This window comes from Bacillus sp. B1-WWTP-T-0.5-Post-4, from assembly GCF_009183795.1.
Classification (GTDB): domain Bacteria; phylum Bacillota; class Bacilli; order Bacillales; family Bacillaceae_G; genus Bacillus_A; species Bacillus_A cereus.
Window position 1 is genome coordinate 268,784 of record NZ_WEIJ01000002.1, and the last position, 24,224, is coordinate 293,007.

Sequence of the window (24,224 nt, forward strand, 5' to 3'; positions counted from 1 at the left end):
GGTTCATCTTCATCCCATTCTCTTATATCGGAAACAACATTGTCACTGAAAAACCACTTGTTCCATCTACAATAATTTTTCCGTTTACTGATGCTGTTCGCTCCTCCATCCCCATAATACCGAGACCTTTCTTAACAAAAGCTGCGCCTTTCCCGTTATCCTTCACTTGCACCTTAACCATCTTGTTAAGCACATGAATATCTATAGAAATAACTGTCGCATCAGCATATTTCATTGCATTTGTTAGTGCTTCTGTAACATTCTCACCGATAATTTTCCACTGAATGGGAGAAATCATATCTAAGTTCCCTTTGTATACAAAAGGAATATTCACATCATTCTTACCGGCAAATTCCTCTATGAATAATTTCATACGATGAATACCAATTTGCTCAGTTGGTGGCTTCATATTTTTTAATGTAATGCGAATACTTTCAATTCCATCTTTTGAAATGTGAATTGCATTTTGTAATAGCTCCGCAGATTTTTCTTTATCTATTTCCATTAATCTTTTTGCTGCTTCCATTTGAATAAGTGCACCCGTCATCGAGTGACCAATTTTATCATGAATTTCTTGCGATAACCGATTTCTCTCTTCTAGCTTAAATGTGTATTCTGATTGTCTTATGTACTCTTTATTTTCATGTAAGCTTTTCGTAAGTCGTTGCATATCTTTTCGCATCTTATCATTTTGTGATTCAAGCTTTACTACACGCGATATATATCGATCTGCCATAGTTAAAACGAGAAAAGAAAATGCAACAATTAATCCATAAGTCATTCGAATACTTTCATCTGCAATCGTAATTGGGAGCATCATAACGACAAAGCGTGGCCAATTCTTTTCTATGTAATGGAATGTAATTTCGTATAAGTTCAAAGGTAAAAACAAAATAAAAAATGGATGAATCCTCCATGTAAATAACATAACTATGCCAATGGACATACAGATTAATATTTTTTTATACATATCTTTTTTAAATATAGAAATCATTACGTTTACAGAGAGGTAAATAAGTAATGTAAATATAACCCATGGTAAATTTGCTACATTTGCGTAAATATAACTAAACACAATATATAAAAAGACAATTAATTTACTTACAGTTAACCAAAACTCCATATCATTAATCTACTTTCCCTGTTAAGTAATAAATCGCAATTTGTGTGCGATGTTCAAGTCCAGTTTTCCCTAAAACTGACGTAATATAATTTGCAATTGTTCCCTCAGATATAAAAAGCTGTTTCGAAATTTCTTTATTTGAGAAACCTTTTGCAATTAATGCGATAATACTAAGCTCCCTTTCTGTGAAAAGGCTCTTATCAATTTTACATTCTTCCTCCTTACTTTCCATTAAATTAGACTTAATTTTATCGAGGACAACATCTTGCATAACAGTTTGACCATTATATACTCCTTTTATCGCATCACGAATACGCTCCGGATCGTTATTTTTTAATAAATAACCTTTCGCTCCGTTTTTTACTGCATCCAAAATATACTCATCATCATCAAACGTCGTTAAAATAAGCGGTTTTGTTTTCGTCTCTTCACAAATGAACTTCGTCGCCTCTACACCGTTCATATTTGGCATACGAACATCTAAAAGAGCAATATCAACTTCATGCTTTTTACAATATGCTACAGCTTCTTCCCCATCATTTACAGTATCTACCACTTCGAACTCTTCGTATGTATTTAAAATAATTTTCATGCCTTCTCTAATAAAAGAGTTATCATCCGCTATTAATATTTTAATTTTCATGTTTGTTAGTATGGCCCTTCCCCTACTAACATTCACATCCTTTCTTCCCGTAACATTTCCTACTTGCTCATTATATACTTCTCTTTACCATTTTTTCACACCTTTTTTCATCTAGCTCTCCTACAAAAAATATATTATTCTTTTTTTACAATATGTGTAGGGTGACTTATCATTCTTTACGTCTATATAATAGAATGCGTCAAAAAGGAGGGAGAGACCGATTGAGGAAAAACAATTAATTGAAAAAGCAAAGCAAGGAAGCGAGCATGCTTTTCGTATCCTTGTACAAACATATCGTCATTATATTTTTCAAGTTATCTTTTCTATTTTAAGACATGAAGAAGATGCGAAAGATGTTACACAAGAAGTATTCGTAAAAATTCACACCTCTCTCCCAAATTATCAATTTCGCGGATTAAAAACGTGGATGGCACGTATTGCCACCAATCACGCTATTGATTATAAGAGAAAGAAAGCTAGAGAAAACGAAGAACTCTCCTTATGTAAAGAAACAGAGGAAAATATAAAATCCTCTCATAACATTGAAGCTTTACTATTGACGAAAGAGCAAAAATTACTCATTGCTCAAAAACTGAGAGAACTTCCCGAAAATTACCGTGACGTCGTTCTCGCACATTACTTAGAAGAAAAAAGTTATCAAGAAATTGCTTTACAGGAAAACATCGAAGTAAAAACAGTCGAAATGAAACTGTATCGGGCACGAAAATGGATTAAAAAACATTGGAAGGAGGAAGAGTTTCTATGATGCATTATTCAAAAGAAGATTGGCGCAATTATACATTAGATTTTATAGAAAGCAATGAACGTGAATCTATGGAAGAACATCTTTATGAATGTGATGATTGTTTAGCACTTTATATGGAAAGTATTGATGAACAACATGAAAACCTTCCAATGATAAATGATGATTCATTTACGAACGAAGTTATGACGCAAATTAATTTTGAAACACTACAGTCTAATAAAAATATAAAAACAAACTCACTAAAGCGCACAATCATTCACTACATAATTGCGACTGCGGCTACAATTATTTTTATGGTAAGTGGTTTATTCCAATATATTTTTACAGCGACATCAAATTTCGAGAAATCTTCAAAACATAACGAGTCTTCTATTTCACAACAAATTGTAAACAAATCGGTAGACACATCCAAAAAGAACGGAGGTTCAAAGCATGAATAAAAATCCCTTTTTAGCACTTGTATTAGGGCTAATTCCTGGGCTTGGACATTTATACTTAAAAAAGCTAGGACGGTTTATTTTATATAGCGGAGGATCTTTATTTCTATTCTCCTTTGCAGTATTTTGTACAATAGTAGTAAGAGAACGTGATATTGCTTTTCTTTCTCTATTTTTACTAGCCGTTCTATGGGCAATTAACTTACTAGATTTAGTTATCACCATTATAAAACAAACGAAAAAACAAGAAGCTGGAGAATTGATAAATTCCTCTAAAGAGAGCGAACGATTTTATATCATTCTCCTATCTATCATCCCTGGACTTGGCCATTTCCAATTAGGACTTATGCAACGCGGTCTTACGTTTTTAGTCGCTTGCGCTGGCTTAGGCAGCATGATTATATTTGTGACTTTATTAACATCTCAAGGAAGTTTCCTTATCTTCCTTATTACGTTACCTGTTTTATGGATTTATAATTTCTTTGACGTTGTTCAGCAACTACAGAAAAAAGAACGCGACGAGCAATTAATTGATCGTACTATTTTCGAAGATTTTGAAGAACATCAAGAGCAGGGAAAGAAAAGTAAAACATTTGCTTCTATTTTAGCGATGTTCCCTGGAGCAGGTCATATGTATTTAGGCTTACAACGCCGTGGTCTTCAGCTTATGGCAGCCTTCTTACTATCTATTTATTTACTCGACTTATTAAGACTTTCTGCATTTTTGTTTTTAGTACCAATCATTTGGTTCTATAGCTTTTTTGATGCGTTACAGCAAACAGCAAAATACGGAAAAGAACGAGTTCAAGACGAACCCATTATCGATTATTTTATAAATCATCAAAGATGGATCGGTATCGGATTAATTACACTCGGTGGTTATTATTTATTAAATCAAACAGTCCTTCCTATTTTGAATGATTATTTTGCAACTATATTTAATATTCATCTTAGTGAACTATATTATCGCTATTTCCAAACATCTATCGTTGCGCTCCTTTTAATTGGCGGCGGCTTTAAATTGTTACTTGGAAATAAAGAAAACAAAGGTGGGACAAACGAATGAGGACTTGGCGTGTTGGAACATTCTCAATGGGGCTTTCTATTATATCGTTAGGATGCTTTTTACTATTTTCAGTCGTAAAAGGAATTCAAGTATTAGATACACTAACTGCATGGTGGCCAGTTTTACTTATCATACTTGGAGCCGAAGTTTTACTATATCTTCTATTTTCTAAGAAGGAACAATCATTTATTAAATATGATATTTTTAGTATTTTCTTTATCGGCGTTTTAGGAAGCGTCGGAATTGCTTTTTACTGTTTATTATCAACTGGATTACTAGAAGAAGTTCGTCACTCTATTAACACAACGAGGCAAACGAGTAATATTCCAGACGGACAATTTGATATACCTGAATCTATCAAAAAAATCGTAGTAGATGCAGGACATCAGCCTCTAACGATAGAGGGAAATAATACAAATCAAATTCATCTTTTGGGAACTTATGAAATGACAACGAAAGCAAATGAAAAACTCAATTTAAAACGAGATGATTTCCTTTCAGTTCAAACGGCTGGAGAAACGATGTATATCACTTTAAAATCATTACCTGTTCAGCATACGTTATTTAATTCAGCACCACAGGTGAAACCAACGCTTGTTCTTCCGCAAAATAAAAATGTGGAAATCCGCGCTTCAAATAACGAACTATCTCTTTATCCAGGTCAATTACAAAATAATTGGTTTGTACAGGAAAGCTCAAGAGTGTCTGTCCATCTTGCAAAAGAAAGTGATATATCTTTAACAGCAGTAACGAATCAAAAAGAAACACATGGAAGTACACCTTGGGAACAAGTAGAAGATTTAACGAAAAACGAAAATACTTCTTCAGAAGAACATCCAGAATTAAACAACCAAGAACATTGGTATAAAAATTCGATTAAAACTGGAAATGGGACGTACAAGTTAAATATTGAGAAAGCTTATAATTTGAATATGAGTGTTCTCGAAAAATAAAAAACCTTCCGCAATTGCGGAAGGTTTTTCTCATATAATCGCTTTAATTCCTTCTAACACTAATCCAATCATAAATCCGCAAACAGCCCCGTTTACTCGGATCCACTGTAAATCTTTACCGACGTTATTTTCAATCATTTCGATTAACGTCTTATCATCTAACTTATCAAGGTTTTCTTGTACAAGCTTACCAATTTTCGAATGGTTCTTCTCAACAAGACTTACAACTTGTTTTTGTAACCAATCTTCTATTTTTTGAACTGTCTGTTCATCTTCTTTTATTTTATTCATTTGTTTTTGTAAAAATGGAATAACATATTTATCAGCAAATTCTTCATTATTTACAAAAGCAACTGCTCTTTGCTGTACTTGCTCTAGCATCTCTTTTATTTTGTCAGTAGCATTCCAATTGGCAATCCATTTTTCTTTCCAATTTTCTAATTCTTGTAGTAACGCTTCATTTTCTTTTACATTTATAATTTCTTGACGAATTTTCGCTAATATAAGTTGTCTCGTGCTATTATCTGCATCTTGTAAGCTGTTAATATTGCTAATAATAAACTTCTGCAAAATGCCGCCAATTTTATCTTCATCTACAATATTCATAAACGATTTCAATGTAAACTGTAAGAATCCATCTACTTTTATATTTTCCATCGCCTTCATACCTAAACTTCCAAGCTGGTAGCGTGCTTCATCTTGCGCTGTCCAATCTTTCACTTTTACTAAAATGTAATCAAGTGTCTTCTCATCATATTCTTGCACAACTAATTGATCAACAAGCACTTGTAAGATGTTACTTGTATTAATTGTATGTAAATACGTCTTTAATTCTTTTTCAATAATAACCGCTAATTTTTCTGTATCGATTGAAACAATCGCCTTCTCAGCAATCGTTACAATGCCTTTTTTCACAGCATCAGACTGTATTTCTCTCTCTGCAATTTGTAGCACCATTTGTGCTAGCTGCATTTCTTTTACTTTATTCGTAATACTTTCTTTCGTTAGCCACTCATTTTCTAACGTATTGATGAGCCCTTTCGTTACTCGTTTACGGTTTTTAGGTAACAAAGCTGTATGCGGAATTGGAATTCCCATCGGGTGACGGAATAATGCTGTAACTGCGAACCAATCTGCAAGCCCGCCAACTAACCCAGCTTCAAATCCCCCTTGTATAATCTCTCCAGCTATCGTTCCTTGAAAAGGGATAGAAGCCGCAAAGCCTACACCCATAACCCCAAGCGAAATACCCGCTATATATTTAGTCTGTAATGACATCGTATACACATCCTCTTATTATGTAAAATAAAGCTTTTTGTTGTATTTATTCAATATTAGTTATCCTTTATATATACTATAAAGAACTATTGTGAAAATAACAAAGATTTTTATGTACATGAAAAAATGAGGCTACAACTAGCCTCATTTTTCTTATACCGTTAATTCCAAACCTTTCCTATAATATTCATTCATTACATCTTTTGGAACCATACTTCCACCCGTTCCCCACACAATATGAGTACCTTTTTTCACCTTCTCTGTTAACTGTTGCTTTTGTAAATACTCATCTTCTTTACATACTTTCACTGGCCCTATCATACCTGCTAGTGCAGAAGGCTCTAAATAAATATTCTCCGTATCAGCTAGTTCTTTTAACAATCTATATAACTCTTCATCGCTTACTGTGTAATTCCCACTCAAAAATGGTTCCATCGTTTTCCCGACAAATCCAGACGGTCTTCCTACCGCTAGTCCGTCCGCGTCTGTTACATTATCAATTCCGATATCTTGAACGGCAATTTTGTCATGAAGGCCTGTCATTAAGCCGAGTAACATACATGGAGAGTGCGTAGGCTCTGCAAAGAAACAATGAACATTGTCTTTATACAATAACTTTAAACCGAATGCTACTCCACCCGGTCCTCCTCCTACTCCGCACGGAAGGTAAACAAATAAAGGATGATCTTTATCTACTACAACCTCTAACTCTTCTAATTGCTTTTGTAATCGTGATGCTGCTACTGCGTATCCTAAAAATAAATCATGTGAGTTTTCATCGTCTACAAAATAACAGCTAGGATCCGCATCCGCTTGTCTTCTTCCTTCTTCTACTGCTTTACTATAATCATCTTCATATTCAATAACGTTTACACCTTTACTTCTTAATAAATCTTTCTTCCATTCTTTTGCGTCTGCTGACATATGAACAGTTACATTAAAACCTAGATTCGCACTCATAATCCCTATGCTAAGTCCTAAATTCCCTGTAGAACCTACTGCAATTGAATGTTTGGCAAAAAACTCTCTACATGTATCACTATCTAAAATGGAATAATCATCTTCTTCTGTTAACATACCGTGCTGCAATGCTAGTTGTTCAGCATGTTTCAACACTTCATAAATGCCGCCCCTAGCTTTAATTGATCCTGATATCGGAAGATGACTATCACATTTTAATAATAATTCTCCTAAAATAGGTTGCTTGTAAGTTGTCTCTAAAGCTTCTTTCATAGAAGGTATTTTTACTAAAGGTGATTCGATTATGCCGTTCGTCCCTTTCGTTTCAGGAAAAACTTTCGCAATATATGGTGCAAAACGCTTTAATCTCTCTTCCGCATCTTTTACATTCTCTTCATTAAGTGGTGAATCTTTTATTGCCCTTTCATACTTTTCTATGTGTGGGTTTATCCAAAATACTTCTTCTGTTGCAATAAGTTTATTCACTAATGGGTATTCTGCTTGTAATGCCCCTATTTCTTTCATTTTGTTTCCTCCTTATATCCTTGTAGCTCACCATATAATAAATTATAATTAAATTAATTTTAATATAGTTTAACACAAATCGTTCACTTTAGTTAATTTTAATTTAATTTATTTAAATATAATTTAATAACCCTTAAGGAGATTTTCATTATGGAAAATATAGATATTGGTAAAAAAATTGAAAAACAAAGAAAAGAAAAAGGTTTAACTAGTAAAGAACTAGCAAAGATGGCCAATATTACACCATCTATGTTAAGTCAAATTGAACGTGGGTCCGCTAACCCTTCTATTCAAACATTAAAAGTGCTTGCTAAAGCTCTTGATGTGCCAACATTTAGCTTTTTACTTGAAGATACAAATACAGACGATTTAATTGTACGTTCCCATAAACGAAAGAAAATGATTATCGATAATTTATCATATGAAATGCTTTCACCTGATTTCACTGGAAATTTAGCAACAGCAATTATGACCGTCCCGCCTAATACAGCTTCATCAGAAAATGTGCTAGAACATAAAGGAGAAGAATTAGCATTTGTCTTAGAGGGGAAAATCACATTATATTTAAATGAGGAAGAATACGTATTAGAAACTGGTGACAGTGTAAAAATACCTGCTTATTTAAAGCATAAATGGGTGAATCATTTTGAGAAAAATGCGGTAGTCTTATTTTCTGTTACTCCGCCGATTTTTTAATATATGTAATAAAAAAATAGCCATGTACGGGGAATATCCGTTAATGGCTATTTTTTATTTTTTAGGCACCAACAAAATCCCTAAACTAATAATACAAAAGCTCATTATTTGCTGTGCTGATAGACCAAACAGAACCGAATTTTGTTCACTAACAAGCGAAATAATAATATGAGCAAACCCCTCAACAATTAGAAAAATACTTATATTCCTTCCATTTCCGAGCCTTTCATTTTTCATCCATAACAAGCCCATTATACAAAGAGCAAGGATGATCTCGTATACGAAAATAGGGTGATATAATAGTTTAGATTCATATATTTTCATTCCCCATGGTAGTGTCGTTTGTGCACCTACTTCATGATGAAATAGAAAATAAAAGATAATGCTCACACACAATCCAAAAGGCAGTACATCAAGTAAAATACGAAGCGAAAATTCTTCCTTTTTACTTTTCCAAACAATGTATACACTAGCAATTACGCATCCTACTACAATATGTTGCATACTTCCAACAGCTAATATTGCTTGCACTGGCGATCCAAAAGCCCATACAGGATTTAAAATTGCTGGTGCAAACTTCCATACAAATACGATGATAAGAAACGCATTTGTTACGGCATCCATCATTTTTTCATATGATACATTTTGATGCCTCATCTTTCGTTTCATCAACATAAATCCAAATAGACTTCCAATTATAAGAGATACGGGTTGTAATCTCACGATCCACTCCATCATCACGAAATCCCCTTTTAGCTCTCAATCAATTTCTTAAATTTCTTTTCTAATTGATCTGGTGGCAATACACCTCGTACATGATCTACTATAATTCCATCCTTATTAACAAAAAATGTCGTCGGTAAAGAGAATACTTTATAATCTAGTCCAGCTACTCCGTCCATATCTAGTAGAACCGGAAACTCAAATCCATAGCGATTAGCAAATGCGCTTGCTTCTTGTACTGGGTCACTAACAGTTGCATTCACCGCAAAAATTTCAACATCCTTTTTATATTTATCATACATATGAACTAAGTCAGGTGCCTCCATTTCACACGGCCCACACCATGATGCCCAAAAATTAATAATATATGGTTTTCCCTTGGCATCATTTAACGACTGCAACTTTCCGTCTAATCCTTTTAATGTGATGCCAGGTGCTTTAAAACCTACTTGTGGTAATACTTCTTTCTCTTGTAACTCTGCTTGCTTTGCTTTTCTTTCCTTTTCTTCTTTCTTTGAATTATAAAAGTTAACCCCCGCCCAAGCGAGAGCACCTACTAGTATAATAGCAATTAGTTTCTTCACTTTTCTTCCTCCTCATTTTTAAAAACCTGTAAATCCACCGAATAGACGAATAAAGAATGCTGTAATTTTCGTCATTTGATTTGTATACAATAAAATACCTGTTACAATCATCATTCCACCGCCAATTTTCATCATGACATTGGCATATGTAACAATCCATTTTACCTTCCCAATAAAGAATGCCATCACGAAAAATGGAACCGCAAACCCAAGAGTATACGCTGTAATATAAAGAAGCGCCCCTTCAGGATTCGTCGCGCCAAGCATGAGTACAGCTGAAAATATCGGTCCAACACATGGCGTCCAACCGGCTGCATATGTCATACCGACTAAAATCGAGCGAATATATCCAGTCGATTTACTTCTATACTGCACCTTTTTCTCTGCCATAAGCCACTTAGGCTGAAACAAGCCCGTCATAAATAGCCCCATTAAAACAATAAAAATCCCACCAATTTGTTGAATCAATTTTTGGTTAGATGAAAATGTTATTCCAATCCAACTTACCGATAAACCTAACGCGTAAAATATAACCGAAAATCCGATCATAAAAAATACTGTATGTATAATCGCTGATTTTTGCATAATCCCACGATTTTCTTTTAAATCTTGAATAGACACACCTGTAATATATGATAAGTAAGATGGATATAGCGGTAAAGAGCACGGTGATATAAATGACAATACTCCCGCCCCAGCCACAAGCCAAATTGTTAAATCTGCTGCATTCATTTTATTCCCCCTAAAACACTACAATGAGTAGTGTTTATTCTTAAAAAAAGAGGCTATATGCACTCTCCGACAATAAGTACAACCGACATACAGAATAAACCTACTGTTACATATACCGAATTCGTATGTAACGGAATAGTAAGCTTAACAACCTTTTCATTTAACACTTGCTCGATTCGTAAATTTATTGCTGTTTTTGCAAATGAAGCTGTAACACATCGATTTTCCATTGTCTTTATTTTAATTAATTTTAATAACGCGCTACCTAACTCAAATGAAGATTCCATTTTTTGCATCGCATATTTATCAGCAGCTAGCTCCTGATACGTATGATATCGCTGTAACAACCCTTTTAATATCGGTATGTACATCATTCCTTCTGCTAATAGCGTAAAACAAAATAATTTTAGCGGATCCCAATTCTTTTGATGATATTCTTCATGGAAAATAATCGCATCAATTTCTTCATTTGAAAATGTTTGAAGCAACCCTTCTGACATGACAACTTTCGGACGAAATAGCCCAATTGTAAATGCCGCAACTTCCTTAGTCGGCAATATATATATTTGTTTTCTTTTTCGGACGAAAGGGATAAGTACTTTTTGTAATTTTTTACTATAGAAAAATTGTCGCCAAATTCTTTTGCACACGATTAATACAGTAAGTAATAATAATCCAGCGATTATAATACGAATCAGCGATAATTCTTTCATATGTTTTTCTAACTGGAACAAGCAAAAATTTGAAAGAAGGAACATCTTATTTTGAAACAGAAATGGATATGTAACGTAATACACTAACATACTGAAAAAGAGGATACTAACAATTACTGCTAACAATACGATTTTACGCATTTGCCATTTCATTTCATTAATCCTCTCTTTTTAACTGACTCAATTTGTCTTCTAACTTTTTTATTAAAGTCGGATCAGCCTGCTCTAACTCATCTAACATATGATTTACAACTAAATCTCCAAATTCCCCCATCAATTCCTGTGTCATTTTCTTCGTTTGATTGGATAAGAATTCTTCTTTTGTTTGTACAGCACGATATATACCACTTCTTTTCACAGTCTGTTTTTCTAAGTGTAATTTCTCTACTAACCTGTTCATAACTGTCATAACAGTGTTAAAATTCACAGGTGATTCTTCACTTAATTTCTGCTGCACTTCTTTAATAGTAATACCATCGCTAGACCAAACAATCTCCATAATTTTCGCTTCAAGCGGTCCAAAGAAATGATTTAACCCGTGCTCATTTAACTTATAGTTTTGAGTAAACATTGTACAACTCCTTTCACACTACGAATTGTAGTATAAATTAAATGAAAGGTCAAACGTAAATGATATATATGAAAATTAACTACCCATAAATACATAGGCTATTCCATTCATTTTAAACCTAATTTTTCTCCAAATGTATCAAAAAGATACTGCTCTAATATTTGTACACTAAACTTCTCATTACGTCCAAGTGCAAATAATTCCCGATCTTTCGCTACGATAGTATCTAACGGAATAGCTACATTATCCACTATTTTTGTAATTTCAATTATATTACTTTTTACATTTACTTCTGTTTTAAATTCAACGTTTTCTAACACTATATGTGAACGTCTTCCTGATGCAAAAAAAGTAAAATTAGGATTTTTAACAACGCCAATTTCAGTCTCTAACGCATATAAATAGTGAAAAATTACATCTCTGTGTCCATCTTTTATTATTTTTTCATCCTTCTCATCGTCTAAGTATTCTTTCAGCTTCGTTGTAAATTCAAATCGAAAATCCACTTTTTTCACGCTCCTTCTTTGTATTTCATATTAAATAAATATATTGAAATAATTTTAACATATTGTAATACAACTTCCTATTAAAAGTAAAAACTGTTTTAAAAAATCGCTATTATTTCCGATACCCTTTTAAAATATAAGTATAAATTCAATATGAATCCATGCGTCATTATATCTATTTAAACATATTTTTTCCATATTTTGAAACATTAGTACGAAATATTATATATCAATGTATGGTTTCTAATGCATTGGTATATATAGTCAGTAGTTTCTTTACTATTCCGATATACTTAAGCTACATTTTCTAATTATTGATTACATTACGGAAGGAATGTAACTCTCTTCTATCGAATTTTTATATAACAAAAATAATTAGGTGGTGCTTTACTATGAAATTAGCTGTCATTGGTGGCGGTGATTTACAAGATTCAAATCACTTGCCTATTAATGAACGCCTTATAGAATTAACAAATAAACAGTACCCAAAAATATTGTTTATTCCAACGGCTAGTCATGATGATGAAAGCTATATAAAATTATTTTTAGACACGTTTGAAAAACAATTACATTGTGAAGTACAAATTTTACGCATTACAACAGATTCACCTTCTAAGTATGAAATAGACGAGATGATTCATTCAGCCGATTTAATTTATCTAGGTGGCGGGAACTATATTCACATGCTTACGCAATGGAAAGAACATAGACTCGATGAAAAATTATTATTGGCTCTGCAACAAGGAACACTTATTGCTGGTTATAGCGCTGGTGCTATGTGTTGGTTCACGTCTAGTATCCGATCAGATTATGAGGGTTCTGGTTATATAGAGAGTAACGGTTGGGGAATTGTTAATAAAAGATTCTGTCCACATTATAATCAATTAAACAGAATGAACGCCTTCCATTCCTTTTTACAAAATCATCAAGGGAATATAGAAGGAATTGCACTGGAGGATAATTGCGCTTTATATATTACAGAGGAATCCTTTGAGATTATCGGTGAATCGGAAAAAGCATGGGAGTTTTATATGAGTGATAAAACACTCATTAGACAACATTTTGATATAACTTTAAAAAGCTATTTGTAAACCTGCACTTACGAAAAAATGTCCCTAAGTCTAATAACTTAGGGACATTTTTCTATTTAACTAACTAATCGTGTAATTCGTTTCTTTTGCCATGAAAGCTTATAATATGCATACTGCAATAGTAAGCTGACAATAAATGCTGCTGGATACCCGATCCAAATGCCTTCTATTCCAAGACTTGTATGGTAAGAAAGATAATATGCTACGGGTACTTCTACAAGCCAAATTGAAACAACTCCAATAACAGTTGGCCAAAGTACTGTACCGCTCGCTCGCATTGTCGCACTAATAATTTGTGCATGACCGAAAATTAAATAACTCCATAACGTAATCATAACTAAGCTATGAGCAATTTCAATTGTAGTTTGACTCGTTAAAAATAGTGATAAAATGTCTCTTGAGAATAAGTAAATAAGAGATATTAACACACCACCGATGACGTAGTTCATAATAATTCCGGCCTTCACAACTTTTTGCAATCTATCAAATTGATTCGCACCAATCGATTGTGCCGCAAAAATAGAAACTGTAATACCAAGGCTAACTGCTGGCATTTGTACATAACTTGCAACTTGATTCACAACGCCGTAAGCAGCTGTTGCATCCGAACCGTAACGATTTACAAATGCGATTACGGCAATTTCAGATAATGAAACTAATATCATATTAATACTCGCTGGAATACCGAGCCTTAGTAATAGCTTTAATAACTCCCCATCCATTCGAAGGTATTTTCTAACCGTTCCATCTAGTTGTAATGGGTGATTTTTCTTCTTTAAATACACAAGCATGACAATAAACGTAATAACTGTAGATATAACAGAGGCATAGGCTGCTCCATACACATCTAATTTCGGAGCCCCTAACCATCCAAAAATAAGAACTGGTAATAAAATCATATTTAGCCCTGTACTTACAATTAAAAAGTAAAATGGCGTTTTAGAATCTCCTGTACCTCTCATAAATGTTGTATATGCGAAATATAAAAATAATACTGGCATCGATATAAATAAAATCCGTGCATAATGTACACTTATTTCAATGATATTTTCTGGCGTTCCCATTAGACGCATAATATCCATCGCAAAAATACTGCCTATTATCGCCAACACAACTCCAATAATAAAGGTAAATGTCAGCGTCGTACCAACGATAGCTTTTAAACGATCTTCGTTTTTAGCACCAAACGCCTGACCAATTAAAATAGAGCTTCCTGAACCTATACCAATTACAAATGAAACGAGCAAGAAAAATAATGGGAAGAATGCTGATATAGCCGCTAAATCATTAACTCCAAGCCATCTTCCTACTACTACCATACCAAATAATTGTCCAACCGATTGTAGTACATTACTTAATAATAACGGTACTAAAAACATCGACATCGATTTCCAAATCGGTTTACTCTCACTTTCCAACTTATGTGACTCCGCACCTTCTTTATTGTTATCTGCAGGTGGTTTCAAATGTCATTTCTCCTTTTATTAAAAATCTATTTTCAATCTCTATCTCTTTGTATAGTTGTTATAATACTGTGCTTCTATTCATTTTCTTTTCGTATGATTATAACTTCACCCAATATTGACTTCCATCGGCTGTTCGATCTAAAAATCCATATTCGATTAAATATCTTCTTAAAGTTACAAAATCAGGGTATACATTTTCTATCACTGTATTTACTTCTTTTTCAGTATACTTTTTATTACTATCAAACTTCTTCACTAAATGGCGCAATATAATTAATTTACGCTTTTGTTTCTTCGGAAATTTAGAGAGAGGTCCATCCAATCCTTCTGGAAAATGAGCTTTTAATACTTCATTATTTTCTTCTTCCGTAATATTGTATCGATCATCCACCATCGTTGCTGTTCTATGAATTGGCACAAATTTCGTTTGTACTTTTGATTTTTCTTCTGATAATTCCATTAGCGCTAAAAATACTTTTGCTTGCTTCATTTTCTCTCGCAGTGTAAATCGATGATTACGAATTGTTGATGTACTCCCGCCATCCAACTCTTTTACAATTTCTTTATCATTCAGTCCCGTATAGAAAAACTGAACCATTTTCTTTTGTAAATCCGTTAATCCAGTAAATTTCTTATCCATATTTAGCAAATAATCAAACATAGACGTATGCTCATTTTGAATATGCAATTGGACGAACTTCTCTGCTTCATACAAAACTTGATTATCTTGATAAATAACACCTTTAATAAATGTTTCACCACAAGCTAAGCAAATGTACCCCTCTTTTTCTTCATCAAACACATACCCTTTCTTTAATTCCTCTATTGACGCATCCCAAAACTTCTCTGAAATATCGCTCACACTAAACACTCCTTCAAAATGTTTATTTAAAAACCAAACAAATCACTATATCGTTTATTATCACTTCATCATCTTATCACAACACAAACAAACATTTCAACGTTTCGTTTGCCCATTTTATAAACTTTTATAAAAACATCTATCGAAAGGATTTAATACAACGAAAAGCGAATATGTTTATACAAATTCATTTTATAGGATGTAAAATAGAACATGAATATTCTTCAAGACCTATGGTTTACCGTTAAGTAAATTGCACAGAATACATATGCGATTAGTGAATATGAAACCGGTATTCACTCATTCCAAAACTTCAGTATTCAATTTTAACTACAAAAAAGATGTTTCCGTATAAGAAAACACCTTTTACTTTTTATCCCGCTATTTACCGGGCAGTAAGCCTCCCACTGATTAACGTTTCACTTTATATATTCTATTTACAGTCTCTACTAAAACCTTACTTGCTTGTACAAATGTATGCTTTCGATTTCTATCTTCAACAAATTTATTAGCACAACTACTCATAATCATCATACAACTAATTATGACTAACGCTATCTTTCTATTCTTGTAAGTCACTTTATGCCACTCCACTATTACAAAACTTCTTTTGAATTTATCCCATCAAGAAATTTTACATGAATAATAAAATGTATGAATATGCAATTCTGCATATTCACACGTTTTATCACAATGTTATGATTTAATTTAGTTAAAGGACAAGTATACTGAGGTGACTAACTTGAAGTTTAAAGCGAAAAAAAATCCATTCCACGTCATTTTTATTACATTATTTATAATTATTTTTTTCATTTCGCTATTCTTCCAAAATGAAAATTCTATTTTTTTCACCCTCATGATGCTATTAAACATCGTGAATCTTTCTTCATTCTATTTCTCTCACTACAACATAACGGAATCATCTCTTGTTGTAAAACACGGTTTCATTTTTCATACTGAAATTCCATTTGAAGATATTCGTCACGTTAAATACTCTGGTAAAAAACTTCATTCAAAAAAATGGACTAGACAACAATTAGAAATCCATTACAATTTATTTGACTCAGTGACCACTTTCGTACCACTAGAAGAAGAAAAATTCATTTCACTCTTAAAAGAGAACTGCCCACAGATGAAAGTAATGAATACGCCTGCTAACAAATAATATATTTTGAAGCTTGTAGTATTGCAAGTAAATGAAACATAAAAATGAACATCAAAAAAGCCAAGATTCTATACTAAGAACCTTGGCTTTCTCTATTACTCTTTTGGAGCAATCATTTTCTTTGGATCTACAATTTCATCAAATTGCTCTTCTGTTAGTAGCCCAGATTGCAATGCTGCTTCTTTTAAAGTTAACCCTTCTTTATGAGCATGCTTCGCAATTTTCGCTGCATTTTCATATCCGATATGTGGGTTTAGCGCTGTTACAAGCATTAGTGAACGATTCACATTTTCATTAATTACTTCTTCATCTGCTTCAATACCAACTGCACAATTGTCATTAAACGAAACAATTGCATCCGCTAATAAGTGAGCTGATTGTAAGAAGTTATAGGCAATAACAGGTTTAAATACATTTAACTCAAAGTTACCTTGGCTCGCAGCAAATCCGATTGTTGCATCATTCCCCATCACTTGCGCTACAACCATCGTTAATGCTTCACTTTGCGTTGGATTTACTTTCCCTGGCATAATAGAGCTTCCCGGTTCATTTGCTGGAATAATAATTTCTCCAAGACCACTACGTGGACCACTTGCAAGCCAACGTACATCGTTAGCGATTTTCATTAAATCCGCAGCTAATGCTTTTAATGCACCGTGAGTATATACAACTTCATCATGGCTCGTTAATGCATGGAACTTATTTGGTGCAGAAACAAATTGTTTACCTGTAAATTGACTAATTTCCTCTGATACCATCTCACCAAATTTAGGATGAGCATTGATACCTGTTCCAACCGCAGTTCCACCAATTGCTAACTCTTTCATATATGTATTACTCTCTGCAATCATACGCTCTGTTTTTTCAAGCATACGGTGCCATCCGCTAATTTCTTGCCCTAAAGTTAACGGCGTTGCATCTTGTAAATGTGTACGACCAATTTTTATAATATGTTCAAATGCAGTTACTTTTTCTGCTAAAGTTTCTTTTAATTTCGTAATTGCTGGTAATACGTGATTTTCTACTGCGATTACACAAGCTACATGAAGCGCCGTTGGAAATGTATCATTTGAACTTTGTGACATGTTCACATCATCATTCGGATGAATATGTACCTCAGATCCCTTCTCTTTCAAAATGTGATTCCCACGATTTGCAATTACTTCATTCACATTCATATTTGACTGCGTACCACTACCTGTTTGCCATACGACAAGCGGAAAATGTTCATTCCATTTCCCTGCAATGACTTCGTCAGCTGCTGCAACAATTGCTTCTGCTTTTTCTTCTGATAGCTTTCCTAATTTTTGATTGGTAAGTGCTGCACTCTTCTTTAAAATTGCAAATGCTTTTACAATTTCAAGCGGCATTTGCTCTGTTCCAATTGGAAAGTTTTCTTTACTACGTTGTGTTTGTGCTGCCCATAATTTATCAGCTGGAACTTTTATTTCTCCTAATGTATCTCTTTCAATTCTGTACTCCATGTTTTCATCCCCTTGAAAATATAATACCTACATCTCTTATAATAACAGACTTTCTCTTAAATGATAAGAATTCTCACTCTTATATATAGATATTCTATATTTATTTTAAAAAATTCCTCTTGACCTAAACTTAAGTTTAGGCTGTATCCTTTCCATTGTAACCTACTATAACACTACTGGAGGAATTCAAAATGAAAAAATATGCTTTTATAACAGGTGCAAATAAAGGAATTGGATATGAACTTGTTCGTCAATTAGCAGAAAAAGATTATCACGTATTTTTAGGTGCTCGCAATGAACAACTTGGACAACAAGCCGTAGAATCTTTAAATGTTTCAAACGTTTCCTATATTCAAGTAGATATTTCAAATTCACAATCCATTCAAGAAGCAACAAAGAAAATTTACGAAACGACTGACCACTTACATTTATTAATTAATAACGCAGGCATAGCGCTAGACTTCAATATACTACCTAGTGAATTAAATATTGAAACTTTACGCCAAGGATTTGAAGTTAATTTTTTTGGAACTTTCCAAATGATGCAAGCCTTTTTACCATTATTAAAGAATTCGAGCAACAGTAAAATACTAAATGTAACAACTGACATGGCCTCACTAACAATGTTTGCTAATGGTGAAACACATCCAATTAATACACTAGGATATAATTCTTCCAAAACAGCTATTAATGCTTTAACATTAGCTTTTAGTAAAGAATTTGCCACTAACGGTCCAGAAGTATTTGGGGTAACTCCTGGTTTTACAACTACGGATCTTAATGGAAATTCCCCCGGTGGCCATACAACCACTGAAAGTGCTAAAATTATTATTAAATATGCATTAAGTGAAACAAACTATAATGGTAAAATACTTAACAAAGATGGCATTATACCTTGGTAATAAAAGGATGAATGATATGTATTATACAATTGGGCAAGTCGCCAAAATGCAACATTTAACTATTTCTCAAATACGTTATTACGATAAACAAGGACTGTTTCCTTTTCTGCAAAGAAACGAAAAAGGAGATCGAGTTTTTGATGAAGAAGCACTGAAATATTTAGAAATGATTTTGTGTTTAAAAAACACCAGTATGCCAATTCAAAAAATAAAACAATTTATCGACTGGTCTATGGAAGGAGAATCTACCATCCTTCAAAGGTTAGAATTAATGAAACAACAGGAGACCAATGTCTTACAGCTCATGCAAGACACTGAAAAAAACTTAAAAAAGATACAACAAAAAATTGCTAAATATGAGAATGAAATTACTTTAGCAAATGCTATTAAAAAATAAAAAAATCACCTTCTACATATTGTAGAAGGTGATTTTTATTTTATGATGCTTGCTTTCCTTTATCTGCATCATCTACATACCAGATGAATTTGCCTGTATATCCGTAAATAACTGCTAAAATTAACGATACGAAGCTTAACCACATAAACGGAACGTATGAGAACGTTGCTACACCTAAAATACCAGCCATAAAAATACCATTATCAGACCATGGAACCATACCTGAAGTTAACGTTCCACCTACTTCTGAGTTACGCGCTAATACACGACGGTCTATTTTTAATTTATCATAGCTATCTTCCATAATTTTTGGTGTTAAAATTAGTGATACATACATCGCACAACCAAATATATTAGCTAAGAATGCCACGATTAATGTAGACAATGTTACATTACCTGCAGAATTTAATTTCTTCTCAAATTTTGATACGATTACTTTTAAAACACCTAGTTTTTCAAGTAATCCACCAAATCCTAAACCGAAAATAATAACGGCTACTGAGCCAAGCATGCCGTTAATTCCACCACGGTTTAATAACTTGTCAACAAACTCAACACCAGATTGAATTGAGAATCCGTTATAAGCTGTTCCAATCGCCTCTCCAAAGTTCATCCCTTGGAAAAGAGTTGCCCAAATTGCACCAATTAAAGCTCCCATTGCAATTGTTGGCATAGACGGTTTCTTCATCGCTAATAGAACGATAACAATGACCGCCGGAACAAGCATCCATATTTTAATATCAAATTGCTTTAATAAAGCTTCTTTTAAAAATTCTACTCGATTCAAATCTACATTATCGCCGCCATACATCCAACCAGCTACAGTAAACATAATACTAGTAATAATATAAGCCGGAACATCTAATACGAGCATAGCTCGAACGTGAGCAATAACATCTACTTTCGCCATAGAAGCTGCAAGAACTGTGCTATCAGAAAGTGGTGATAATTTGTCGCCGAAATAAGCTCCTGAAAGAACTGCACCAGCAACAAGCGGAAGTGGTAAACCAAGTCCTTCACCAATCGCCATCATAGCAATACCTGCTGTTCCCACTGTTCCCCAAGACGTTCCTGTTGCGATAGAAGTTATAGAACAAATAATTAATGTTGCTAATAGGAATATGCTAGGGTGAATAAATTCTAATCCATAATAGATTAATGTTGGTACTACCCCACCAGCAATCCATGTTCCAATTAAAGCACCTACTGCAACTAAAATCAGTATTGCTTCTAATCCGTTAGAAATCCCTTTCGTAATTGCATCTTGCAATTCTTGATAACGAAATCCTAATCTTAATCCAAGCGCAATTACTAAAAACCATGAAATAAATAGCGCTAATTGAATTGGGAGATCAAAAATCGTTTGGAAGGAAAAGACAACAGCAAGAAATAGTAATAAAAGAACTATGATTTCTAGCATCGATGGTAATCTTACACTTTTCATTTTTTTCTCTCCTTACAAGTCGATAACATGACGTATGTCGTCTTACATGTATGTAATATACAATTAGCGAAGACAAAACAAAATTTTCATATTATTTCGATTTATTTTTCCAGTATAATATATTCACAACCCTTTCTATTGTAAAAGTAGATTACGTTTTTCGCAATGAAAAATATAAAAAATGTTGTATTTTTATTTATCCCGATATTTCCGGCCAATAAGACCTCCGCCTTAAAATTCAGTAAGTGCAAAGCAATTAGTTAAGAAATTAACTACTGTAAAATCCCGGATTGACATGAACGTATTAAAGCTTCACTTTATTTACAAAGAACAATCCCATACTAACTTTTTTAATATTTGCTGCAACAAAACTTTTTACAACTATCTTAACTTTTTAATTAACACCATAATTTCCCACACAAAAATAGGGCACACATCATTAAAATGATGCATGCCCTACCTTTATTTATACATATTTTGTATTTCTTCTTTATTTTTAAGTATTTCCTCAAACTTATCACTACAACCCTTCGGAAATAACACTCCCAGTCCATATGAATGCGCAAATTGAAAATGAGGGTACTTCGCTTTTACCTCATCCCAAAACTTATACACGCCGAAATCACTACTTCTAACTTCAATATCATGAAATAATACAATACCGTTTTTCGCGACTTTCGGTATCCATGTATTATAATCGTGAGAAACAGCTTCATACGTATGATAGCCATCAATATGCAAAAGATTTATCGTTTCATCTTGAAACCGGTCTACAGCATCATCAAAAGTAGATCGAATTAAATTTCCTATATTAAGGTAGTTATCGCTCACTACTTTCTCTACTATTTGAAAAACCCCTTCTCCATATGGACCTGTATGCCCATCTCCAGCCCAAGTATCTACTGCAAAGCATTTAGTCGATAACCCTCCATCTTTTACTCCCTGGCAAAAACTAAAAAAGGAGGCTCCTAAATGTGTACCTAACTCAACTAAAGTTTCTGGTTTTTCAAATCGTACTAAGTCATATGCAAAATCTAAATGTCCACTCCAAGCAGATTGTGACCGAATAATAGGACTAAATGTTTCAAATTCAAATGATGGTTTATGAGTAACCCAGTTCATCGCATAACTCCTTCTGCACATATTTTTAACAAACCAAATTACTCTTATCTTTATTTTTTTATTGCCATGATTATGATTCTATTTCATGAAAATATGAAGAATTTATTCTTTTCTATTGAGGTAAAGCATCATATACATATGGATCAGTTGGCTTATTAATTTTCTCGATTTTGTTTACTTTTACAAGTGGAAAGACTGTTCCTTTATATGTCGTTTCATCTAATAATCCTGTTATTTTCACCCATGTTTCTTCTGGAATTTTTTCAATATTTTTCCCGGTAACAATCATCCCCCAGACTGATGCATCCGCAATACAACAAGTTATGCCATATCGAGCCACTACTACTTTATTACCCGTCACATCTTTATCCTTATATATAAACCCTAAGAATGTAATTTCTTTCCCTTTAAACCAATTAACATTTTGACCAATTACATTCATTGTTTGAACATAGTCCTTATCCTTTACTTGTAGTTTACGCTGTCCTAACATACTTTTTACTACTTGCTCTTCCGTTTTATAAGTCGTTGATAAATTTGATGTTTCTTCTGGATCAACGGATACTTCTCGCCCATCAAAATTAACCTGTTCCCCCTCTTTTTCATTCCTTTCCAGACTTCTCGACTGTACACTTTGATTCATACCCCTTTTTCCTGCTAAACTTCCATCAATTGTTACACTTCCAAAGAGAAAAGCACTAACTATCGGAACAACAAATAAAACATATACAAAGAAACTTTTTATCCCTGATTTTGATGTTGTATGATGTTTACAACAATTACAATCATGCTGTTTTTCTCTTCCATCTCCCCAAACTTGTACAATACCAAAAATTAAAATTACTACAAAAGCTATATACGTAAATTTAATCATTTTTGGAGCGATAAAATTATAAATATTCCCTGTTACAAGTAGTTTAAATAAGAGCATTGCTAAACCAATTAAAATAATGCCACGTATATAGCGATGATACGCCTTCTGCTCCTCTTTCTCCATTCTTTCTCACCTCCTATAACATTATGATTTGCAGAATGGTATACACAGATACAATGACAATTCCTATCAAAAAGAATACAAATCTCTTTTGAAAATACGCAAATAGCATTAACGTATTTTTCATATCAAGCATAGGCCCAAACACAAGAAATGCGAGAAGTGCCTTTACCGAGAAAACATGTCCAAAAGATGCGGCTATAAAAGCATCGGCTGCAGAACAAATTGATAAAACATAACCAAATCCCATCATAATAACGGGAGCAATTACTTCGTTATGTGCTACTACATCCAGTACATTCCGATCAAAAAACGTTTGAAATACACTTGCTAAAAAAGCACCTATCAATAAATACTTACCAGTATCAAAAAACTCATCTACAGTGTGATTCATAACATCTTTCCAACTCTTTTTTTTGCTTGTTTGAACTGAAACCTCTACGTCTTTTAAAACATTTCTTTCGCGATAGCAATAATACACAATTAGACCTATGAATAGAGCAACTAGAATTGTTATCCCAAAGCGTGCATATACAACGTAATCATTTTTTGGAAACGCATATACAGTAGATAAAAGAACGACTGGATTCATAATGGGTGCACTCATTAAAATAACAATGCCTACATGAAGTGGTAACCCCTTTTGAATGAGCCTTCTTACAATTGGTATAATGACACATTCACACATTGGAAAAAGAACTCCCACAAATACTGCTGGAATCATTGCAACAATTGGAGATTTCGGCATTACTTTTTGAATCATATCTTCCGTCACAAACACTTGAATACATGAAGAAACAATGACCCCTAATAAAATAAAAGGTATTGCTTCAAAAATGATACTTAAAAATACCGTATTCACATTCAACCATTCCTGCGGCATATTTTTATGCAAATTTACTAGACTTGTAAAATCTACAAAAAATAATAAAAAGAGAAACATAGCGATAAGAGCTATGCCTACTACTTCTTTTGAAACTCTATTAAAGACCAAGCTTCTCGCCTCCATTTTATTTATATG

27 protein-coding genes are annotated in these 24,224 nt (G+C 33.4%); 9 read left to right on the plus strand and 18 right to left on the minus strand.

All coding sequences use genetic code 11. The features are described 5' to 3' along the window. Positions 1–22 precede the first annotated feature (22 nt). Positions 23–1,123 (minus strand): sensor histidine kinase, encoded by a 1,101-nt coding sequence (locus tag GBN91_RS06930; protein WP_000397682.1) that lies wholly within the window; start codon positions 1,121–1,123, stop codon positions 23–25. 4 nt (positions 1,124–1,127) lie between these two features. Next, positions 1,128–1,766: a response regulator transcription factor gene (locus GBN91_RS06935; protein ID WP_000694093.1), complete on the minus strand. Its 639-nt coding sequence runs from the start codon at positions 1,764–1,766 to the stop codon at positions 1,128–1,130. A gap of 277 nt (positions 1,767–2,043) precedes the next feature. Between GBN91_RS06935 and GBN91_RS06945 the strand changes: the two genes are divergently transcribed. The 4 genes from GBN91_RS06945 to exsE are packed head-to-tail and all read left to right on the plus strand — an operon-like array spanning position 2,044 to position 4,988. Next, on the plus strand, positions 2,044–2,532 hold the full coding sequence (locus GBN91_RS06945; protein ID WP_071732568.1) for an RNA polymerase sigma factor: 489 nt from the start codon (positions 2,044–2,046) through the stop codon (positions 2,530–2,532). Further along, on the plus strand, positions 2,529–2,972 hold the full coding sequence (locus GBN91_RS06950) for a hypothetical protein (RefSeq protein WP_000972345.1): 444 nt from the start codon (positions 2,529–2,531) through the stop codon (positions 2,970–2,972). Before GBN91_RS06945 ends, GBN91_RS06950 begins: the two co-directional genes overlap by 4 nt. Continuing rightward, the gene (locus GBN91_RS06955; protein WP_001039111.1) at positions 2,965–4,035 is read left to right on the plus strand and encodes a hypothetical protein; all 1,071 of its coding nucleotides are present in this window, start codon (positions 2,965–2,967) and stop codon (positions 4,033–4,035) included. Before GBN91_RS06950 ends, GBN91_RS06955 begins: the two co-directional genes overlap by 8 nt. Continuing rightward, a complete protein-coding gene (gene exsE, locus GBN91_RS06960) occupies positions 4,032–4,988 on the plus strand; it encodes an exosporium protein ExsE (protein ID WP_001261426.1) in 957 nt (318 codons plus the stop codon). Before GBN91_RS06955 ends, exsE begins: the two co-directional genes overlap by 4 nt. 30 nt (positions 4,989–5,018) lie before the next feature. On the opposite strand, the gene GBN91_RS06965 is transcribed toward exsE, so the two are convergent. Both GBN91_RS06965 and GBN91_RS06970 read right to left on the minus strand, forming a co-directional pair. Then, positions 5,019–6,266: a DUF445 domain-containing protein gene (locus GBN91_RS06965; RefSeq protein ID WP_000058294.1), complete on the minus strand. Its 1,248-nt coding sequence runs from the start codon at positions 6,264–6,266 to the stop codon at positions 5,019–5,021. 153 nt (positions 6,267–6,419) lie between these two features. After that, a complete protein-coding gene (locus GBN91_RS06970) occupies positions 6,420–7,751 on the minus strand; it encodes a D-serine ammonia-lyase (RefSeq protein WP_016122258.1) in 1,332 nt (443 codons plus the stop codon). A gap of 150 nt (positions 7,752–7,901) precedes the next feature. Between GBN91_RS06970 and GBN91_RS06975 the strand changes: the two genes are divergently transcribed. Then, positions 7,902–8,447 (plus strand): helix-turn-helix domain-containing protein, encoded by a 546-nt coding sequence (locus GBN91_RS06975; RefSeq protein WP_000427653.1) that lies wholly within the window; start codon positions 7,902–7,904, stop codon positions 8,445–8,447. A 54-nt stretch (positions 8,448–8,501) separates the two neighbouring features. Here the strand turns inward: GBN91_RS06975 and GBN91_RS06980 are convergent, their stop codons facing one another. The 6 genes from GBN91_RS06980 to GBN91_RS07005 all read right to left on the minus strand — a co-directional run bounded on the left by GBN91_RS06980 (position 8,502) and on the right by GBN91_RS07005 (position 12,276). Next, positions 8,502–9,182: a prolipoprotein diacylglyceryl transferase family protein gene (locus GBN91_RS06980; RefSeq protein WP_025689552.1), complete on the minus strand. Its 681-nt coding sequence runs from the start codon at positions 9,180–9,182 to the stop codon at positions 8,502–8,504. 17 nt (positions 9,183–9,199) lie between these two features. After that, positions 9,200–9,754, minus strand: coding sequence for a TlpA family protein disulfide reductase (locus GBN91_RS06985; protein ID WP_000733174.1), 555 nt, complete (start codon positions 9,752–9,754; stop codon positions 9,200–9,202). A gap of 18 nt (positions 9,755–9,772) precedes the next feature. Further along, the gene (gene ccdA / locus GBN91_RS06990; protein ID WP_000990443.1) at positions 9,773–10,486 is read right to left on the minus strand and encodes a cytochrome c-type biogenesis protein CcdA; all 714 of its coding nucleotides are present in this window, start codon (positions 10,484–10,486) and stop codon (positions 9,773–9,775) included. A 53-nt stretch (positions 10,487–10,539) separates the two neighbouring features. Next, positions 10,540–11,352, minus strand: coding sequence for a M56 family metallopeptidase (locus GBN91_RS06995; protein ID WP_152121355.1), 813 nt, complete (start codon positions 11,350–11,352; stop codon positions 10,540–10,542). 4 nt (positions 11,353–11,356) lie between these two features. Then, on the minus strand, positions 11,357–11,770 hold the full coding sequence (locus GBN91_RS07000) for a BlaI/MecI/CopY family transcriptional regulator (RefSeq protein WP_000495053.1): 414 nt from the start codon (positions 11,768–11,770) through the stop codon (positions 11,357–11,359). 107 nt (positions 11,771–11,877) lie between these two features. Then, positions 11,878–12,276 carry a DUF3942 family protein gene (locus tag GBN91_RS07005; protein ID WP_000347525.1) on the minus strand — a complete coding sequence of 133 codons (399 nt, stop codon included), beginning with the start codon at positions 12,274–12,276 and terminating at the stop codon, positions 11,878–11,880. 392 nt (positions 12,277–12,668) lie between these two features. Between GBN91_RS07005 and GBN91_RS07010 the strand changes: the two genes are divergently transcribed. Continuing rightward, positions 12,669–13,367: a peptidase E gene (locus GBN91_RS07010; protein WP_000762111.1), complete on the plus strand. Its 699-nt coding sequence runs from the start codon at positions 12,669–12,671 to the stop codon at positions 13,365–13,367. 56 nt (positions 13,368–13,423) lie between these two features. Here the strand turns inward: GBN91_RS07010 and GBN91_RS07015 are convergent, their stop codons facing one another. From GBN91_RS07015 to GBN91_RS28755, 3 genes are all read right to left on the minus strand, one after another. Continuing rightward, positions 13,424–14,833, minus strand: a complete 1,410-nt coding sequence (locus tag GBN91_RS07015) for an MATE family efflux transporter (RefSeq protein ID WP_000804129.1) — start codon at positions 14,831–14,833, stop codon at positions 13,424–13,426. A gap of 97 nt (positions 14,834–14,930) precedes the next feature. Next, complete coding sequence (locus GBN91_RS07020) at positions 14,931–15,695, minus strand: DUF2087 domain-containing protein (protein ID WP_001280279.1); 765 nt, start codon at positions 15,693–15,695, stop codon at positions 14,931–14,933. A 411-nt stretch (positions 15,696–16,106) separates the two neighbouring features. Then, complete coding sequence (locus tag GBN91_RS28755; protein ID WP_000221433.1) at positions 16,107–16,274, minus strand: hypothetical protein; 168 nt, start codon at positions 16,272–16,274, stop codon at positions 16,107–16,109. A gap of 163 nt (positions 16,275–16,437) precedes the next feature. Here GBN91_RS28755 and GBN91_RS07025 point away from each other — a divergent pair, with 163 nt between their 5' ends. Next, positions 16,438–16,860 carry a PH domain-containing protein gene (locus GBN91_RS07025; protein ID WP_000669066.1) on the plus strand — a complete coding sequence of 141 codons (423 nt, stop codon included), beginning with the start codon at positions 16,438–16,440 and terminating at the stop codon, positions 16,858–16,860. Between the two features lie 95 nt (positions 16,861–16,955). On the opposite strand, the gene fumC is transcribed toward GBN91_RS07025, so the two are convergent. After that, positions 16,956–18,344: a class II fumarate hydratase gene (fumC, locus tag GBN91_RS07030; RefSeq protein WP_000456633.1), complete on the minus strand. Its 1,389-nt coding sequence runs from the start codon at positions 18,342–18,344 to the stop codon at positions 16,956–16,958. A 191-nt stretch (positions 18,345–18,535) separates the two neighbouring features. On the opposite strand from fumC, the gene GBN91_RS07035 reads away from it, so the two are divergent. Continuing rightward, positions 18,536–19,246 carry an SDR family NAD(P)-dependent oxidoreductase gene (locus GBN91_RS07035; RefSeq protein WP_006923251.1) on the plus strand — a complete coding sequence of 237 codons (711 nt, stop codon included), beginning with the start codon at positions 18,536–18,538 and terminating at the stop codon, positions 19,244–19,246. Between the two features lie 16 nt (positions 19,247–19,262). After that, positions 19,263–19,643 (plus strand): MerR family transcriptional regulator, encoded by a 381-nt coding sequence (locus GBN91_RS07040; protein WP_016122254.1) that lies wholly within the window; start codon positions 19,263–19,265, stop codon positions 19,641–19,643. 40 nt (positions 19,644–19,683) lie between these two features. On the opposite strand, the gene nhaC is transcribed toward GBN91_RS07040, so the two are convergent. The 4 genes from nhaC to GBN91_RS07060 form a co-directional block, all read right to left on the minus strand. Continuing rightward, a complete protein-coding gene (gene nhaC, locus GBN91_RS07045) occupies positions 19,684–21,087 on the minus strand; it encodes a Na+/H+ antiporter NhaC (RefSeq protein WP_000843992.1) in 1,404 nt (467 codons plus the stop codon). A 462-nt stretch (positions 21,088–21,549) separates the two neighbouring features. Then, positions 21,550–22,209, minus strand: coding sequence for a class I SAM-dependent methyltransferase (locus GBN91_RS07050; protein WP_001104667.1), 660 nt, complete (start codon positions 22,207–22,209; stop codon positions 21,550–21,552). 112 nt (positions 22,210–22,321) lie between these two features. After that, the gene (locus tag GBN91_RS07055; protein WP_078385194.1) at positions 22,322–23,206 is read right to left on the minus strand and encodes a TIGR03943 family putative permease subunit; all 885 of its coding nucleotides are present in this window, start codon (positions 23,204–23,206) and stop codon (positions 22,322–22,324) included. A gap of 13 nt (positions 23,207–23,219) precedes the next feature. After that, positions 23,220–24,212 (minus strand): permease, encoded by a 993-nt coding sequence (locus tag GBN91_RS07060; RefSeq protein WP_002023790.1) that lies wholly within the window; start codon positions 24,210–24,212, stop codon positions 23,220–23,222. Between the last annotated feature and the right edge of the window lie 12 nt (positions 24,213–24,224).